This is a genomic window from Paludisphaera soli (assembly GCF_011064595.1).
GTDB lineage: Bacteria > Planctomycetota > Planctomycetia > Isosphaerales > Isosphaeraceae > Paludisphaera > Paludisphaera soli.
In genome coordinates this window covers 158,040-173,886 of record NZ_JAALJI010000015.1, presented here as the reverse complement: position 1 = coordinate 173,886, position 15,847 = coordinate 158,040, and the positions used below count along the sequence as shown (strand labels likewise).

General features: G+C 71.0%; 9 protein-coding genes. 4 read left to right on the top strand and 5 right to left on the bottom strand.

The features are described 5' to 3' along the window. Positions 1–4 precede the first annotated feature (4 nt). Entirely contained in the window at positions 5–1,339 is a 1,335-nt protein-coding gene (locus G6O68_RS19165; protein ID WP_165250247.1) for a Gfo/Idh/MocA family protein, read from the top strand. Positions 1,340–1,433: 94 nt separating this feature from the next. Here G6O68_RS19165 and G6O68_RS19160 read toward each other — a convergent pair whose 3' ends face one another. After that, on the bottom strand, positions 1,434–2,474 hold the full coding sequence (locus G6O68_RS19160) for a bile acid:sodium symporter family protein (RefSeq protein WP_165250246.1): 1,041 nt from the start codon (positions 2,472–2,474) through the stop codon (positions 1,434–1,436). Positions 2,475–2,537: 63 nt separating this feature from the next. Next, positions 2,538–3,416 carry an MIP/aquaporin family protein gene (locus tag G6O68_RS19155; protein WP_165250245.1) on the bottom strand — a complete coding sequence of 293 codons (879 nt, stop codon included), beginning with the start codon at positions 3,414–3,416 and terminating at the stop codon, positions 2,538–2,540. Between the two features lie 237 nt (positions 3,417–3,653). On the opposite strand from G6O68_RS19155, the gene G6O68_RS19150 reads away from it, so the two are divergent. The 3 genes from G6O68_RS19150 to G6O68_RS19140 are packed head-to-tail and all read left to right on the top strand — an operon-like array spanning position 3,654 to position 6,767. Further along, positions 3,654–4,049: a nuclear transport factor 2 family protein gene (locus tag G6O68_RS19150; RefSeq protein ID WP_165250244.1), complete on the top strand. Its 396-nt coding sequence runs from the start codon at positions 3,654–3,656 to the stop codon at positions 4,047–4,049. A 58-nt stretch (positions 4,050–4,107) separates the two neighbouring features. After that, positions 4,108–5,172 carry a ligase-associated DNA damage response exonuclease gene (locus G6O68_RS19145; protein WP_165250243.1) on the top strand — a complete coding sequence of 355 codons (1,065 nt, stop codon included), beginning with the start codon at positions 4,108–4,110 and terminating at the stop codon, positions 5,170–5,172. Beyond that, entirely contained in the window at positions 5,169–6,767 is a 1,599-nt protein-coding gene (locus G6O68_RS19140) for an ATP-dependent DNA ligase (RefSeq protein WP_165250242.1), read from the top strand. The genes G6O68_RS19145 and G6O68_RS19140 overlap by 4 nt, the downstream gene beginning before the upstream one ends. A gap of 27 nt (positions 6,768–6,794) precedes the next feature. Here the strand turns inward: G6O68_RS19140 and G6O68_RS19135 are convergent, their stop codons facing one another. The 3 genes from G6O68_RS19135 to G6O68_RS19125 all read right to left on the bottom strand — a co-directional run bounded on the left by G6O68_RS19135 (position 6,795) and on the right by G6O68_RS19125 (position 15,843). Beyond that, positions 6,795–10,337 carry an FAD-dependent oxidoreductase gene (locus tag G6O68_RS19135; RefSeq protein WP_165250241.1) on the bottom strand — a complete coding sequence of 1,181 codons (3,543 nt, stop codon included), beginning with the start codon at positions 10,335–10,337 and terminating at the stop codon, positions 6,795–6,797. A gap of 165 nt (positions 10,338–10,502) precedes the next feature. Beyond that, positions 10,503–13,328: a c-type cytochrome domain-containing protein gene (locus G6O68_RS19130; RefSeq protein ID WP_165250240.1), complete on the bottom strand. Its 2,826-nt coding sequence runs from the start codon at positions 13,326–13,328 to the stop codon at positions 10,503–10,505. 10 nt (positions 13,329–13,338) lie between these two features. Beyond that, on the bottom strand, positions 13,339–15,843 hold the full coding sequence (locus tag G6O68_RS19125) for a DUF1553 domain-containing protein (RefSeq protein WP_165250239.1): 2,505 nt from the start codon (positions 15,841–15,843) through the stop codon (positions 13,339–13,341). Positions 15,844–15,847 lie beyond the last annotated feature (4 nt).

Sequence of the window (15,847 nt, the reverse complement as noted above, 5' to 3'; positions counted from 1 at the left end):
CATCATGCGCGAGCGGAACCGACGTCACTTCCTCCACGACACGGCGGCCCTGGCGACGGCCTTCGCCGCCCTCCCCGCGACCCGGGCCCTCGCCGGCGCCGAGGACGCCCCGGCTCCCGACGCCGCCAAGCCGAGCGCCAACGAGACGATCCGCGTGGCCGTCGTCGGCGTGAAGGGCCGAGGGATGGATCACGTCGACGGCTTCAGCAGCCAGCCGAACGTCAAGGTCACCGCGATCTGCGACATCGACGAGAACGTCATCGGGCCCGCGAAGCAGCACCTGGAGAAGGTCGACGCCAAGAACCCGCCGAAGTACTACCAAGACATCCGCAAGCTCCTGGAAGACAAGGAGATCGACGTCGTCTCCATCGCCACGCCCAACCACTGGCACGCGCTGGCGGCCATCTGGGCGTGCCAGGCCGGCAAGGACGTGTACGTCGAGAAGCCGGTCAGCCACAACGTGACCGAGGGCCGGCGGATCGTCGACGCCGCCCGGCACTACAAGCGGATCGTCCAGACGGGCACCCAGTGCCGCAGCCACAAGGCCGTGCAGGACGCCGTCGCCTTCGTCCGCTCGGGCAAGCTCGGCGAGGTGTACATGGCCAAGGGGCTCTGCTACAAGCCCCGCGGGTCGATCGGCCACAAGCCCGACGGGCCGGTCCCGAAGGGCGTGGACTTCGACGTCTGGCTCGGCCCCGCCCCCGAGCGGCCGTTCAACCCCAACCGGTTCCACTACAACTGGCACTGGTTCTGGGACACCGGCAACGGCGACCTGGGCAACCAGGGCATCCATCAGATGGACGTCGCCCGCTGGGGGATCGGCAAGCAGGAGTTCCCCAAGACCGTCATGTCCTCCGGCGGCCGGTTCGGCTACGAGGACGACGGCGAGACCCCGAACACGCTCTCCACGTTCTTCGAGTTCGACGACGTGGAGCTCCAGTTCGAGGTCCGCGGCCTGGTCACCAACCCCGAGCTGGACGTGAAGATCGGCAACATCTTCTACGGCACCGAGGGCGTCCTGGCGATCAGCGGCTACAACACCTGGAACAGCTTCTTCGGCCCCAAGCTGGAGCCCGGCGAGGGGGGCAAGGGGGGCGGCGACCACTACGCCAACTTCCTGGCGGCCGTCCGCGCCCGCGACCCCAAAATCCTCAACGCCGACATTGAGGAAGGCCACCTGTCGAGCGCCTACTGCCACCTGGGCAACATCGCGTACCGCCTGGGCCGGAAGCTCCACATCAACCCCGCCTCCGAATCGTTCGTCAACGACTCCGAGGCCGACGCCATGCTCACCCGCGACTACCGCGCCCCCTTCGTCGTCCCCGCGAAGATCGGCTGAGCGACTTCGGCCCAAACCCCTTCCCCCCCTCGCGGGGGAAGGTGGCCCGAAGGGCCGGAAGAGGGGGAGACGGGCGCCGACGCCGCCGGAGCTTTCAGCAGGTCGGCCCTCGCCGGCACAAAGGCGATTCGCCCCCTCGCCCGGGCGTCGACTCGCCCTCGGGCCGCGCCTCCGGCCGCCTCCCCCATCGCCCGGCGAGCATGCCGCAGATCAAGAGCTGCATGGGGTGGTAGATCATGATCGGCAGGAGGATGAGCCCCAGCGCGGGGGAGTCCTTGAACATGATCTGGGCCATCGGCACGCCCGAGGCCAGCGTCTTCTTCGAGCCGCAGAAGACGGCCGCGATGCGGTCCTCCGTCGAGAATCCGAGGGCGTCGCACGCCCCGCCGACCAGGGTCATGACCAGCACGAACAGAATCAAGGTCCCGACGAGCGTCCAGGCGGCGTCGGCACCGTGGCCGCTCCACACGTCCATCACCACCGAGTCGCAGAACGAGGTGTAGGCGAGCAGCAGGATGGTGAGCTTGTCGACGGCGTTGATCGTCGCCTTGTTTCGAGAGGCCCATCCCGCGAGCCATCGTCGGGAGAGCTGGCCGACGACCAGGGGCAGGACCAGCCAGATCATCAGGTCGAGGATCACGTCGCCGAGCGGCTGGCCCTCGCCCGAGGTCGCACCCTGATACCAGGCCATCAGGGCCGGCGTGGCGACGACCCCGATCAGGCTGGAGAGGGTCGCGTTGAACACCGCAGCCGGCACGTTCCCCCGGGCCGCGGCGGTCATCGCCACCGACGACGAGACGGTGGAGGGGAGGGCGCAGAGGTAGAAGAACCCCAGGTGCAGGCTCGTCGAGATCATCCCCCCCGCGAGCTTCATCATCACCAGGCCGAGGATCGGGAACAGGGCGAACGTCGCGAGCTGCACCAGCAGGTGCAGCCGCCATTGGAAGGCCCCGGCCTTGAGCGCCCCGAACGACATCGCGACGCCGTGCAGGAAGAAGATCAGGGCCACGCCCGCCTTCGTCAGCACCTCGGGATACAGCCACCCCCCGTCCGCCCCCGGCCCCGGGAACGCGAACGCCAGGGCGACCGCGACCGCCATGCCCGGCAGGAACCAATCGAACCGCTTCTTCCTCATCTCGCCTCCGCCCTCGATGCCGATCGGACCGGATCCCGAGTGTATCCGGTCCTCGACGTCGCGTCAGGCTCGGGCGGCGGGCGTCGGGTCGACGGGCTCGGGCTCGCCGGGCTTGAGGACCCGGTCGTAGAAGCCCGCGCCGAGGATGGCGCCCAGGGTGGGGGCGAGGATGTAGACCGTGACCACGCCCGTCCCGCGCGGCAGGGCGGCGGTACCCCAGCCGGCGAGCATCGCGAACAGACGGGGCCCGACGTCGCGCGCCGGGTTGAAGCACGCCTGGGTCAGGGGGCCGAAAATCGAGATCAGGGCCGCGACCGTCAGGCCGATGAACGCCGGGGCCATCCCCGCCGTGGGGGCCGCCGTGTTTCGAGGGTCGGCGACCGCCAGGACCACGATCGCCAGGACCATCGTCCCCAGGACTTCTCCCAGGAAGGCTGACGACTCGGGGACGAAGGCGTTGATCCGCTGGTGTTCGTCGAGCGAGTAGGGCCCCTCCGAGTTCGAGAGCGGCCCGGGGCTGGGGAAGAACTCGCCGTAGCACATCGCCGTGATCTCGCTGCCGGTCCGGCCCCGCTCAACCCCCTTCTCCCGCTCGCGCTCCTTCAGGTAAGGGTTGAACAGCACGAACAGCAAGGCCGCCGCCGTGAACGCCCCGGCCGTCTGCGCCAGGACGTACGGGACGACCTCGCGCCAGGAGAACCGTCCCCAGGTCGCGAGCGCCGCGGTGATCGCCGGGTTGATGTGCGCGCCGCTGACGCCCCCCACGGAGTAGATCGCGAGCGTGACCGCCGCGCCCCAGACCACGGCGACCTGCCAGAGCCCCTGCTGGGCCCCGGTCAGGACCGACGTATGCACGACGCCGAGGCCCAGGAAGATCAGGATGAACGTGCCGGCGAACTCGGCCAGGCAACGCTTCGCCAGGGGAGGTTGGACGACGATCACGAGGATTCCTTGCTCGAATTCGGGGGCGGTTCGCACGACGAGGAGACGGGAGACCGCCCATTCTGGCGCAGGCCCGGCCGCGCCGCAAGCGTCCCGCCCGCGACCACGGAATGGTCGGATCCGGGGTTTCGCCCCGGGCCGGCGCCGGGCTTGCATAGGCGAGGTTCGCTGGGTAGGGGAGGACCGGTCGCGCGACTTCCGCCCCGCCGGCGATCGAATCGACGACGAGGTGGATTCATGACCTTCCGAGAGACCCTGACGCTCCACCTGCAGGCCATCCAGGGCCGCGACCTCGGGGCCCTGATGGGGACCGTGTCCCCGGACAACATGACCCTGATCACCCCCAAGGGGCGGGTGATCCGGACGCCGGCCGAGTTCGCGCGGATCCACCAGGCCTGGTTCGCGTCCCCGGCGTGGACCCTGGACGTCTCGATGCTCAGCGTCATCGAATCGCCGACGCTCGGCGTGGCGACCCTGGTCCTCGACTATCGCGAGGATCAGGAGGAGGGCCCCGCCGTGCATCGCCAGAGCCTCCTCACCCTGGTCTTGGCCCTGCGGGGAGGGCTCTGGGAGATAGTCCTCGACCAGAGCACGGCCGTCCAGAAGGACGAGGCCGGCGACGCGGAGGCCTGACCCGGCCGGATGCGGATCGAATCCGGTCGACGACGGCCGCGAGCCGAGAACGAGGACGATGAAGCCCGACGACCTGCTCCGACCGACCGACCTGGGCCTCTACTGCGAGGCCGGCGATTTTTATGTGGACCCCTGGCGGCCCGTCCCCCGGGCCGTGGTCACGCACGCCCACGCCGACCACGCCTGCTGGGGATGCGGGCGCTACCTCACCTCGGCCGAGGGCGCCGGCGTCCTCCAGATTCGGATGGGTCGCGACGCGGTCGTCGACGCGCTTCCCTACGGCGAGTCGATCACCATCGGCGGCGTGCGGGTCTCGCTCCACCCGGCGGGGCACATCCTGGGCTCGTCGCAGGTCCGCCTGGAGCATCGCGGCGAGGTCTGGGCCGTCTCGGGCGACTACAAGGTGGAGCCCGACGCCACCTGCACCCCGTTCGAGCCGGTGCGATGCGACGTGTTCGTGACCGAGTCCACGTTCGGCCTGCCCATCTACCGATGGCCGTCGCAACAGGCGGTCTTCGACGAGATCAACGCCTGGTGGCGGGCCAACCGCGACGCGGGGAAGGCCAGCCTCCTGCTGGGCTACGCGCTGGGGAAGTCGCAGCGGCTGCAGTCGGCGCTCGACCCGGAGATCGGGCCCATCTACACCCACGGGGCGGTCGAGAAGCTCAACCGCGCGTATCGCGACGGCGGCGTGGCCCTCCCGCCCACCGCCTACGCCGGGGCCGCCGTGAAGGGAAAGAGCTGGGCCGGCGCGATGATCGTCGCCCCCCCCTCGGCGCACGGCACCCCCTGGGCCCGCAAGTTCGCGCCGCTGTCGACCGGGATCGCCTCGGGATGGATGACGATCCGCGGCACCCGCCGCCGCAAGGCGCTCGACCGCGGCTTCGTCCTGTCGGATCACGTCGACTGGCCCGGCCTGATGGGCTCGATCGAGGCGACCGGCGCGAGCCGGGTCCTGGTCACGCACGGTTACACGTCGGTCGTCGTCCGCCACCTCCGCGAGCAGGGTCTCGAAGCCGAGGTGCTCGCCACCCGCTACGAGGGAGAGGGGGACGCCCAGGACCGCGCCGAGGCCGAGGAGCTGGAGGCCGAGGCGGCGGCCGAAGTGCAGGAGGCCCCATGAGGGACTTCGCCCGGCTCTACGCCGCGCTCGACGAGACGACCCGCACCGGCGAGAAGGTCGAGGCGCTCACGCGCTACTTCGAGCAGGCCCCGCCGACCGACGCCGCCTGGGCGGTCTACTTCCTGATCGGCCGCAAGCCCAAGCAGGTGGTCCCCTCGAAGAAGCTCCGCGAATGGGCGGCGATCGAGGCGGGTGTCCCCGACTGGCTGTTCCAGGAATCGTACGACGCCGTGGGGGACGTGGCCGAGACCGTGGCCCTGCTCCTCCCGCCGTCCGAGGAGTCGACCGACCTCCCCCTGGCTGACTGGGTGGAGAACCGCCTGCTCCCCCTGCGCGGGGTCGAGGAGTCGGCGCAGCGGGCCGCCTTGCTCGACGCCTGGCGGTCGATGGACCGTCCCCAGCGGTTCGTCTGGAACAAGCTCATCAGCGGTGGGTTCCGGGTCGGCGTCTCCCAGCAGCTCGTGACCCGGGCCCTGGCGAAGGTGGGCGGGATCGAGCCGGCGGTGGTTGCGCATCGTTTGATGGGGGACTGGGAACCGGACGCCGGGTTCATCAATCGGCTGCTCGCCCCCGACGCCGCCGACGCCGACCACAGCCGCCCCTATCCCTTCTGCCTGGCCCACGGGATCGAGGGGGAGCCCGAGGCGCTCGGCCCCGTCGAGGCCTGGCAGGCCGAGTGGAAATGGGACGGCATCCGCTCGCAGTTGATCCGTCGCGCCGGGGATACGTTCCTCTGGTCGCGCGGCGAGGAGCTGGTGACCGACCGCTATCCCGAGCTGGGGACCCTGGGCGCGTTCCTGCCCGACGGCACGGCGATCGACGGGGAGATCCTGCCCTATCGCGACGGCCTCCCGCTGCCGTTCGCGCAGCTCCAGCGGCGGATCGGCCGGAAATCGGTCGGCAAGACGATCCTGGCCGAGGTCCCCGTTGTCCTGATCGCCTACGACCTGCTGGAGTTCGACGGTCGCGACCTCCGCGCCGAGCCTTTCCAGACGAGGCGGACGCTCCTGGCCGCGTTGGTCGAGCGGGTCGACCAGCCCGGGAGGCTGATCCTCTCGCCGACGGTCGTCGCGGACTCGTGGGCCGGGCTGGCCGCCGCCCGCGAGGAGTCGCGGTCGCGCCAGGCCGAGGGGCTGATGCTCAAGCGGCTGGACTCGCCGTATCACGTCGGCCGCAAGCGGGGCGACTGGTGGAAGTGGAAGGTCGACCCGTTCACGGTCGACGCCGTGCTCACGGCGGCCCAGCGCGGCAGCGGCAAGCGGGCGAGCCTTTACACCGACTACACCTTCAGCGTCTGGGACGACGACCGCCGGCTGATCCCGTTCGCCAAGGCCTATTCCGGCCTCACCGACGCCGAGATCGCCCGGGTCGACGCCTTCATCCGCCGCAACATGGTGGAGAAGTTCGGGCCCGTCCGCACGGTGAAGCCCGAACTCGTCTTCGAGCTGGCCTTCGAGGGCATCCAGCGCTCGCCCCGCCACAAGTCGGGCATCGCCGTCCGCTTCCCCCGGATCCTCCGCTGGCGTCAGGACAAGCCCGCCGAGCAGGCCGACACCCTGGAGTCGATCCGGGGCATGCTCCCCCCCTCGCCGTGAGGCGGCGAAGGGGGGCGTGGCGCACGCTCAGGCCTGGGGCAGGGCGGGGACGACGACCTCGGCCCGCCAGCGGTGCCCCAGGTGGTGCAGGCGTTCGTCGATCCAGAGCTTGGTCAGCTTCTCCTGCACGCCGTTCTGCGAGAGTCGGCTCCGCAGGTTGTCGAACCGGACATGGTCCAGCGGCTGGTCCTGGTTGAAGCACGAGAAGACCACCGTCTCGGCCCCGGTGACGGGGTCCTGGTGGGTCTGCAGGCACTGGGCGCAGATCTCCTTCATCATGCACTGCATCGGCGAGTTGATGCTGCCGATAGCGTGGTGGTCGGGCTTCAGGAACGGCCGGAGGATGCCGTGCCGCGCCTGCTGGACGCCGCGCATCATGCCGTCGGAGCCGATGACGACCAGGCGGTCGACCTGGTCGAGCGGGATCTCGGCGTCGCCCAGGTCGCCCAGCTGGCCCTCCGCGTAGGCCGCCATCGCCATCACGATGTTGCCCACGTAGGAGCGGTCCTGGACGCGGCCGGGGGTGAAACCGGGCGCCTCGTCGGAGCACCAGACGACGACGTCGGCGGCCTTCTCGATCTCCTCGACCTTGTAGCGGTCGATCAGCTTCTTGTAGCCGGCGAAGTAGAGCACCCGCGAGCCGGCGGCCCGGAGCGCCTGGCCGATGGAGAACAGCACGGCGTTGCCCAGCCCGCCGCCGGCCAGCAGGACCGTCTCCCGGCCCGGCGTCTCGGTCGGCGCCCCGGTCGGTCCCATCAGGCAGATGGGCTCGCCGGGACGGAGCAGGGCGCAGAGGTCGGACGAGCCCCCCATCTCCAGGACGATCGTCGAGAGCAGCCCGCGCTCGTGGTCGACCGAGGCGCCGGTGAGCGCCAGGCCCTCCATCGCCAGGACCGTGCCGTCGACGCGGGCGGCGAGGCTCTCGAAGTTCTGGAGCCGGTAGAACTGCCCCGGCTTGAACGCGCGGGCGGCGATCGGGGCCCGGACGACGACCTCGACGATGTTGGGGGTCAGCCGGATCACCTCGTGGACGACGGTGCGCAGCTCGTCGTTGAGCCGGGCCGTCAGCTCGGCGGCGGGGGGCTCGGTCGGGGCCGTCCGGGCCAGCGCCCGCGAGACCACCGGGTAGCCCTGCTTGGCGCTCCCCATCGCCTTGACGACGTTCCCCGCGAACGAGGGGTGGAGGTCGCCGAAGAAGCTCATGGCGCGGCCGTCGGGCCGGATCGACATCAGGACGCGGACCGCGTCGGGCTTGGCGATCGGCTCCGGCTTCGCCGGCATCCCTTCTTCGTCGAGCGCCTGGAAGTGGCGGCCGTCGACCCGGACGTTGTGCTCGTCCTCGCGGGCCAGCACGGTGTTCGGCTGGGTGCCGGCCGCGACCAGGATCGTCCGCGCCGGGAGCGTCACCGTCTCGCCGCTCGGCGCGATCCGGCCGGTCGCCTCGTCGATCCGCTGCTTCTGGAACCGCAGGGCCCGGGCCGCGCCCCCCTCGTCGATCAGCACTTCCTCGGGGGCGAGCAGCTCGGCGAACCGGATGCCCTCCTCGAACGCCTTGGTGATTTCCTCGTGGTTGAGCGTGTAGCTCGGCGCGTCGATCAGCCGACGCCGGTAGGCCACGGTCGACCCGCCCCAGGAGTTGAGCAGGTCGATCAGCCGGGGCGGCCGGCCTTCACGGGCCGCGGCCTGGCGCTCCTCGCGGATCGCCCGGCCGTGGGCCAGGAACTCGTCGGCCGTCTCCGGTTCGTCGCCGATCCACCGCGAGCGGACGAAGCCCTCGCCGTGGGCCTCGGCCAGCTCCTCGTAGCGTTGGAGGAACTTCTCGACCTGGACGACGTAGTAGGCGAGCGATTCGGTGGCGGTGTCGATGGCGGTCAGGCCGCCGCCGATCACCACGATAGGCATGCGGATCTGCAGGTTGGCCAGCGACTCCGTCTTGGCCGCGCCGGTGAGCTGCAGGGCCATCAGGAAGTCGGACGCCTGGCGGACGCCCCGGGCCAGGCCGTGCTTCATGGGGATGACCGTCGGCCGCCCCGCCCCCATGCAGAGGGCGACGTGGTCGAAGCCCATGTCGAACGCCTCGTCGACGGTCAGGGTGCCGCCGAACCGCACGCCGCCGAACATCGAGAACTCGCCCCGGCGCTCCAGCAGCAGGCGGATCACCTTCAGGAAGTTCTTGTTCCAGCGGACGGTGATCCCGTACTCCGCCACGCCGCCGAACCCGGCCATCACCCGCCGGTCCAGCAGCTCGTAGATCGACGTCACGTCCACGATCGGGTCGAAATCCACGCGCCGGCCCAGCGGGTCGACGCCCGAGATCCGCTCGGGCAGCGGCTCGATCTTGAGGCCGTCGACCGCGACGACGGTGTGGCCGTCGTTCATCAGGTGGTGCGCCAGCGTGAACCCCGCAGGCCCCAGGCCGACGATCAGGACCTTCCGCCCGGTCTCCTCGCGAGGGTAGGGGCGGTCGAAGTTCAGGGGGTTCCAGCGCGTCAGCAGGCTGTAGATCTCGAAGCCCCAGGGGAGCTCCAGGACGTCCTTGAGGGTCCGCGTCTCGGCCTGGGGGATGTCGACCGGCTCCTGCTTCTGGTAGATGCAGGACTTCATGCAGTCGTTGCAGATCCGGTGCCCGGTGGCGGCGGCCATCGGGTTGTCGATGGTGACGACGGCGAGGGCCCCGATCGGGTTGCCTTCGCCCTTCACCTCGTTCATCTCGGAGATCTTCTCGCCGAGCGGGCAGCCCGCGAGCGGGACGCCGAAGACGCTCTTCTTGAAGCCGCCGGCCTTCTCGCGCATCCCCGTGGAGCAGCTGTCCTTGCCCTGGTGGTGGCACTTGATGCAGTAGCCCACCTGGTCGAGCGCGCCGGCGAGGTCGGTCCCCGGGTCGGTCAGGTGGAAGCCGTCGCGGGGGCGGTAGCGGCCCCCTTCCATCAGGAACTGGAGGGCCCCGTCGACCGTCGCCGAGTCGTGCGGGACCAGGTGGTTCACGTCGATCTTGTGGGGGAGCTTGAAGAGGACGCCGTCGCGATGCTTGTCGCGGCCCTCGGGCGTCAGGACGGCCCAAACGGCGTAGTCGGCCGCCAGCTTCAGCTCGGGCTCGTGGTCGGCCTCGGCCTCCATCCAGCGGGCGACGTGCGTCGCGTAGCTCATCTCGGTCAGCGGGGCGAGCGTGAAGGCTTCCAGCTGGGACGCCACCGACGTCGCGTCGACCTCGCGGGCCTGCTCGGGCGTGCGGCCGACGAGCTTGCGCTGGACGAACTTCCGCTTCACGGCGCGGAGGGGGGCCAGTTCGGAGTGGCGGGCCTGCAGGGCGGCCAACTCCTTCTCGATCCCGAACAGCCGGCCGAGGAAGTCCTCCACATGAGGGGCGAGCCCGACGATCAGCTCCGAGGCCCGCTTCGGCTCCAGGGCCGACGGGTCCCGGCGCGCCTCGCCCAGCCGGCCTTGCAGGTCGGGGGCGCGCTCGATCAGGTAGTCCTGGAAGAGGGAATCCAGCCGGAGCAGGCCCGAACGCCGGTAGAGTTCATCGAAGGAGACGCCGAACCCCAAGGGGCTGCGGGATTCTGCATTCATGGAATTCTGTGGATCTCGGAGGGAGGGACGGACCGCGGTCGCATGGCGAAGCCCGGGGTCTCGCACGATCGGTCGCCGACGCATGACATTTTACCAGGATCGCCCCCGAAGCAAATAGTCGGGCCGGCGAGGCGGGGGTCGTCACGGCGCCCGGACGGACGGCCCTCAGCGGCCCGTCCGGTCCGGTTCGGAGGTCGTCGCGGCCGAATTCCCCGGCTTGACGACCCGCAGACGGACCGGGCGGCTGGAGACGCCGTCGGCGGCGGTCGTGGTGAGGTGGAACGGGCGGACCTGCTCGGGCGTGCCCGGATGGGCCGTGATGAAGAACGTCCGGTCGTCCTGGCCTTCGAGCACGAGGAGGCCGTTGAGCCCCAGGTTGTCCACGAACGTCCCGAACGGCAGGTTCCGCCCCGAGCCTTCGTTCCCGAACGGGACCTGGCCCGAGAAATCGACGCGCTCCACCACGAGCTTGAGCTGGATCGTCTTGCCGGCCTCGATCACGAACTCCGGCGGACCGTCGGTCGCCGCGGCGGCCCCCTCGACGGGGGCGATGGCGACCTTGAGCTTGGGGGGCGGGCCGAGCTTGATCGCGCCCAGAGAGCCGGCCTCGTGCACCACGTCGCGGTCGCCGATGCGGGCGGTCGCCGTGAGCTTGATCGCCTTCGACGCCTCCTCGGTCGGCTGGGCCGCGTCCGGGTCGGCGAAGACGACGCCGAACGCGTCGAGCTGGCCGGCCTCGATCACCAGGGGGGACGCGACGTGGAAGCCGGCCGGCACGTTCGCGACGTCCACCCGGATCGGGCCGTCGAACGCGTCGAGGCGGCGGGCGGAGACCTTGAACTCGCGGCCCACGCCCGGGCTCACCGTCGGGTTCGCCCCTTCCAGGGCCACGGCGAAGTCGGGCCGGCGCGGGCGGGCGGTCAGGGTGTACTTGAAGTCGGGCCCCTGGAGGCCGCGGACGTCGCGGACCTTGACCAGGTATTCGCCGTCGGCCGGGGCGACGAAGTTCAGGCGGGAGTCCTTGCCCAGCTCGCGCCGGGCCTCGTCGTCGTTCTCGAAGTGAAGGGTGAAGACGGGGAGGCCGTTCGCGAGGAGCTTCGTCCCCGGCGGGTGGGGCTCGACGACGTAGCAGGGCTCGTTCAGCGCGTGGGCGAGCGGGGTCGTGTCGAAGTACCCCCAGCGGTTCCCCTGGCCGGGGTAGACGAAGAATCCCGAATCCGGCCCCCGGGGGAAGAGCCAGAGCTTGACGACCTCGCCGTTGGCGTAGAGGTAGTCGTCGATCGCCATCTCTTCCCAGTTGAAGACCCGGAAATCGGAGACCTCCGTGCCGTTCTTGCCCCGGAAGGTGAAGTACGAGTCGCGCACCGCCTGGAGGACCACCCGGGGGATCCGCCGGCCCTCGGCGTCGAGGACCTCCAGGAACGAGTCCAGCTTCGACCCGGAGCGGGCGGCGTCGATCTCGAAGACCCACTCCTCGCCGGCCCTGGCCGAGAAGCGATAGAGGTCGACGTCGGTCCCCGCGACTTCGGAGGCGGGGGCGATCACGCCCGTCACCTTGGCGGGGAGCTGGATGACGCCCGCGCGATCGGCCGCGTCGTTGGGCTCCCGCTCGGGGATCTCCTGGACGGCCGCCGACTCGCGAACCGCGACGGCCGCGACGCTCGCCGGCCCGGCCGCCGGGGCCTCCGGCCGCGAAGGTGGGAGCGGGTACGTCGCCAGCGAGCCGTCCATCCGGCCGACGGTGAACGTGGCGCCGTCGGCCGCGAAGGCCAGGGCCGAGGCCACGTCGGGCTGGCCGCCCCAGGCCTGGATCTCGGTGTAATCGTCGGCGCGCCATGCCTTGATGGTGCGGTCCTCGGCCAGCGAGACCAGCGTCGAGCCGTCGGGCGAGAAGCCCATGCGGACGATGGCCCCCTCGTGCGCGAACCGGGCGACGACCATCGGGTTGATCTCGGGCTTCTCCCGCGAGACGAACCGCCAGACGCGGATGTTGCTGTCGGCCCCGCCGGCCACGATGAACGCGCCGTCCGGGCTGAACAGGCAGCAGGATTCGGACTTCAAGGGCTGGGGCAGGGTGTCCATCCGCGTGCCGTCGGCCACACGCCAGACCTTGCAGGTGTCGTCGGCGCTGGCGCTCGCGAGGAAGGCGCCGTCCGGGCTGAACGCCAGGTCGTACACGGCCCCGGTGTGGCCTTCCAGCGTGTGCAGGAGCGCGCCGGTCGCGGAGTCGCGGACCTCGATGTTCTTGTCGTAGCCGCAGGTGGCCAGACGGCCGCCGTCGGGCGAAAGCTCGGCGTCGTAGAGCAGGTCGCGGTGGCCCTCGAACGAACGGACGAGCGAGCCGTCCTCGACGTTCCAGATCGCGGCGACTCCCCCCGCGCCGGCGACGCCGGAGGCCGTGACCAGCCGCTTGCCGTCGGGGGTGAAATGGACGGCCGTGACCTTACCCGGATACTCGCCGATCGCCCGGCCCGGCCCATCGCCGGCCGTCCCCTCGTGGAGTGTGACGCTCGTGTCGCGGGCCACGGCCGTCCATCGGCCGTCGCGCGAGGCGTCTATCGCCGTGATCGGCCGGGTCGCGGCCCGCGAGGGGACCTTGGGGACGATCAGGGTCATCCGCGAGGGCTCGGCCCCGCTCGGACCCCGCGCGCCCGAGGCGATCCAGGCGTCGAGGACCGCGACCTCGTCGGCCGTGGGCTTCGGCTCGTCCTTGGGGGGCATCGTCCGCTTGCCGCCGTCGGTGATGAGCCGGAGCATCAGGCTCCCCTTGGGGTCGCCCGGCAGGAACGCGGGGCCGTGCTCGGCACCGCGCTGGAGCGAGGCGTAGCTGTCGACCGAGAACCGCCCCTCGGCGTCCTCGTCGTTGTGGCAGCCGGCGCAATACTTCTGGAGCAGGGGGGCGACCTGCCGCTGGTAGTCGGGGGCCGTGGCGTCGTCGGCGGTGACCGTCGCGGAGGCGAGCAGGCTCGCCAGGATCAGCAGGCGGGGCATGGTCGCTCCCTCAATGGTTGAACAGGAATTCCCGGCTGCTCATCAGGCCCCAGAACAGGTCCTCGACCACCTCGGCCTCCGACGGATCGCCGGCGGGGGGGAGCATCGCCAGAAGCCCCTCGCGCTCGGACTCGGTCGGGAAGCGCGACAGGCACGCCAGGTACAGCTCGTCCACCAGGGCCGCCGGCGCCATCCCCCGGCCCCGCAGCGAGAGGAGTTTCTGGAGCCGATTGCCCGGCGCCCGGAGCTTCTCGTTCAGCGTCGAGCCGTTGGAGAGGTGGAGGACCTGCACCATCGTCGGCTCGTCGGACCGCTCGCACTCGCAGACGATCCGCCGGGCGTTGCGGCCGAAGGCCTGGAGGAAGTAATTCTCGACCGCCGCGTCGTAGAGCTGCACGGCCCGCGTGCCCGGGGGGTAGAAGTCGGTCTTCTCGCGGTCGCCGCCGGGAAAGCCGATGAACTCGAACTTGGTGGGTACCTCGGTGACCTGGACGACCGCGTCGTGCAGGACCTCGGCCATCATCCGTCGGGGATAGTACCGCGAGTAGAACCGGCGCTCGGCCGCGTTGCCGGGCAGCGGCTTGCTCGACCGCTGATAGGCGTTCGACAGCAGGATCGCCTTCATCAGCGCCTTGAGGTCGAACTTGTTCTCGACCAGGAACGCCGCCGCCGCCGCGAGCAGCTTCTCGTTGCTCGCCGGGTTCGAGGCCCGCATGTCGTCGACCTGCTCGACCAGGCCGACGCCGAAGAAGTTGGCCCAGACGCGGTTGGCGATCGAGCGGGCGAAGTACGGGTTCTCCGGCGCGGTCAGCCAGCGGGCCAGCTCGACGCGACGGTCGGCCGGGTCGTCGAAGTCCAGGGGGCGGCCGTCGAGCGGGGTCGGCGGCTGGGGCTTGCCGGTCCTCGGCTGGACCAGCTCGCCCGACTCGGCGGCGTAGAGCGTGCGGAGGCCGTCGCCTTGCCGGCCCTCGCCCCCCCACCCCTTCGCGCGGACCCGGGAGAACAGGCTGGCCATGCCGTAGTACTGGTCGTTGGTCCATTTTTCGAGCGGGTGGTTGTGGCACTTGGCGCAGCCGATCGAGAGGCCGAGGAACGCCTGGCTCACGTTCTCCGTCATGTCCTCGGGCGATTGGCTCAGGGCGTAGAAGTTGGTCGCGCCGTTCTCGACGCTCTCCCCCGAGGCCGTCACGATCTCGCGGACGAAACGGTCCCAGGGGACGCCGTCGGCCACCTGCTTGCGGACCCACTGGTAGTAAGCCTTCAGTGCCGCGGGGCGGAGCCGCGTGCCGTTGAGCATGAGCAGGTCGGACCACTTGTAGGTCCAGTAGTCGACGAACTCCGGCGCGGCCAGCAGCCGATCGACGAGCGCGTCGCGGCGGGCCTCGGACGGGTCGGCGAGGAACGCGCGGGCCTCGTCGACCGTGGGGATCCGGCCGACCGTGTCGACGTACGCCCGCCTGACGAATTCCGCATCCTCGCACGCCGGGGATGCCGGCAGGTTCAGCCGCGCGAGCTGCTCGTCGATCCGCTCGTCGACGAAGTTCCGGGGCTTGCGACCGTCGGCGACCTCGGCCGAAGCCGCCGCGCCGTCGCCGTAGGGGACCGTCACCCGCGCGATGGCGAGCTTGCTCGCGAACCAGGCCACGACGGCCCCCTCGCCGGGGCCGACCACCTGCGTCCGCCCCCGGTCGTCGACCCGGCAGACCGACTCGTCGGCCGAGGACCACTTGACCCACCGCGTGACGTCCTCGGTGCGACCGTCCGAGTAGCGGGCCCGCACGAGGATCTCCTGGGCCCGGCCGACCTGCTGGAGCGACCGCTCGGGGAAGACCTCCAGGCCCTCGACGCGGGCGTCCTCCGCGACCGGGGGGGGCGAGCCGGCGGCGATCCACTGCGAGAGGATCCGGTAGTCGAGCGAGTCGGTCGCGAACCGGACGCCCCCCTTGTGCGCGATCGCGCCCGACGGCTTGGCCAGCAGCAGGCTCCGCCCCGGGTCGCCGAACTCGACGCGGCGGCCCCGGTCCTGCTTGACGATGTTGAAGAAGTCGGCGTCGGGGTCGTAGCCCTGGAGCGAGAGCCGGAATCCCCCCTTGCCCGCGAGCGCCCCGTGGCAGGCGCCCGAGTTGCACCCTTGCTTCGCCAGGACCGGCTCGACGTGGTTGCGGAAGCTCCAGTCGAAGGCCCGGGCCATCCCCGACACGGCGACCTCGACCGTCGCGGATCGGTCCCCAGCCTTCGCCGTGATGGTCGCCCGGCCGTCGGCCACGGGGGTGACCAGGCCGTCGGCGACGGCGGCGACCTCGGGGGCGCTCGACGACCACGCGATCCCCTCGACCACCTGCCGGGCCGGCTCGCCGCGCTCCATCTCCTGGACGATGAGCCGCTGGCGGCTCTCGGGCGTGCTCAGGGCGACCTCGGCGGGGAAGAGGGCGATCGGCTCGCCCCCCCTCGCGGCGACGAGGGTCGCGGCCAGGGCGACGAGGGGCCGGGCGAGGGCTGTCAGGGCTCGGGTCATGGTC

What these genes read in the sequence shown, in the direction of transcription:
- G6O68_RS19165 (WP_165250247.1), top strand. Translation starts at nt 5, where the DNA reads ATGCGCGAGCGGAACCGACGTCACTTCCTCCACGACACGGCGGCCCTG.
- G6O68_RS19160 (WP_165250246.1), bottom strand. Translation starts at nt 2,474, where the DNA reads ATGAGGAAGAAGCGGTTCGATTGGTTCCTGCCGGGCATGGCGGTCGCG.
- G6O68_RS19150 (WP_165250244.1), top strand. Translation starts at nt 3,654, where the DNA reads ATGACCTTCCGAGAGACCCTGACGCTCCACCTGCAGGCCATCCAGGGC.
- G6O68_RS19145 (WP_165250243.1), top strand. Translation starts at nt 4,108, where the DNA reads ATGAAGCCCGACGACCTGCTCCGACCGACCGACCTGGGCCTCTACTGC.
- G6O68_RS19140 (WP_165250242.1), top strand. Translation starts at nt 5,169, where the DNA reads ATGAGGGACTTCGCCCGGCTCTACGCCGCGCTCGACGAGACGACCCGC.
- G6O68_RS19135 (WP_165250241.1), bottom strand. Translation starts at nt 10,337, where the DNA reads ATGAATGCAGAATCCCGCAGCCCCTTGGGGTTCGGCGTCTCCTTCGAT.
- G6O68_RS19130 (WP_165250240.1), bottom strand. Translation starts at nt 13,328, where the DNA reads ATGCCCCGCCTGCTGATCCTGGCGAGCCTGCTCGCCTCCGCGACGGTC.
- G6O68_RS19125 (WP_165250239.1), bottom strand. Translation starts at nt 15,843, where the DNA reads ATGACCCGAGCCCTGACAGCCCTCGCCCGGCCCCTCGTCGCCCTGGCC.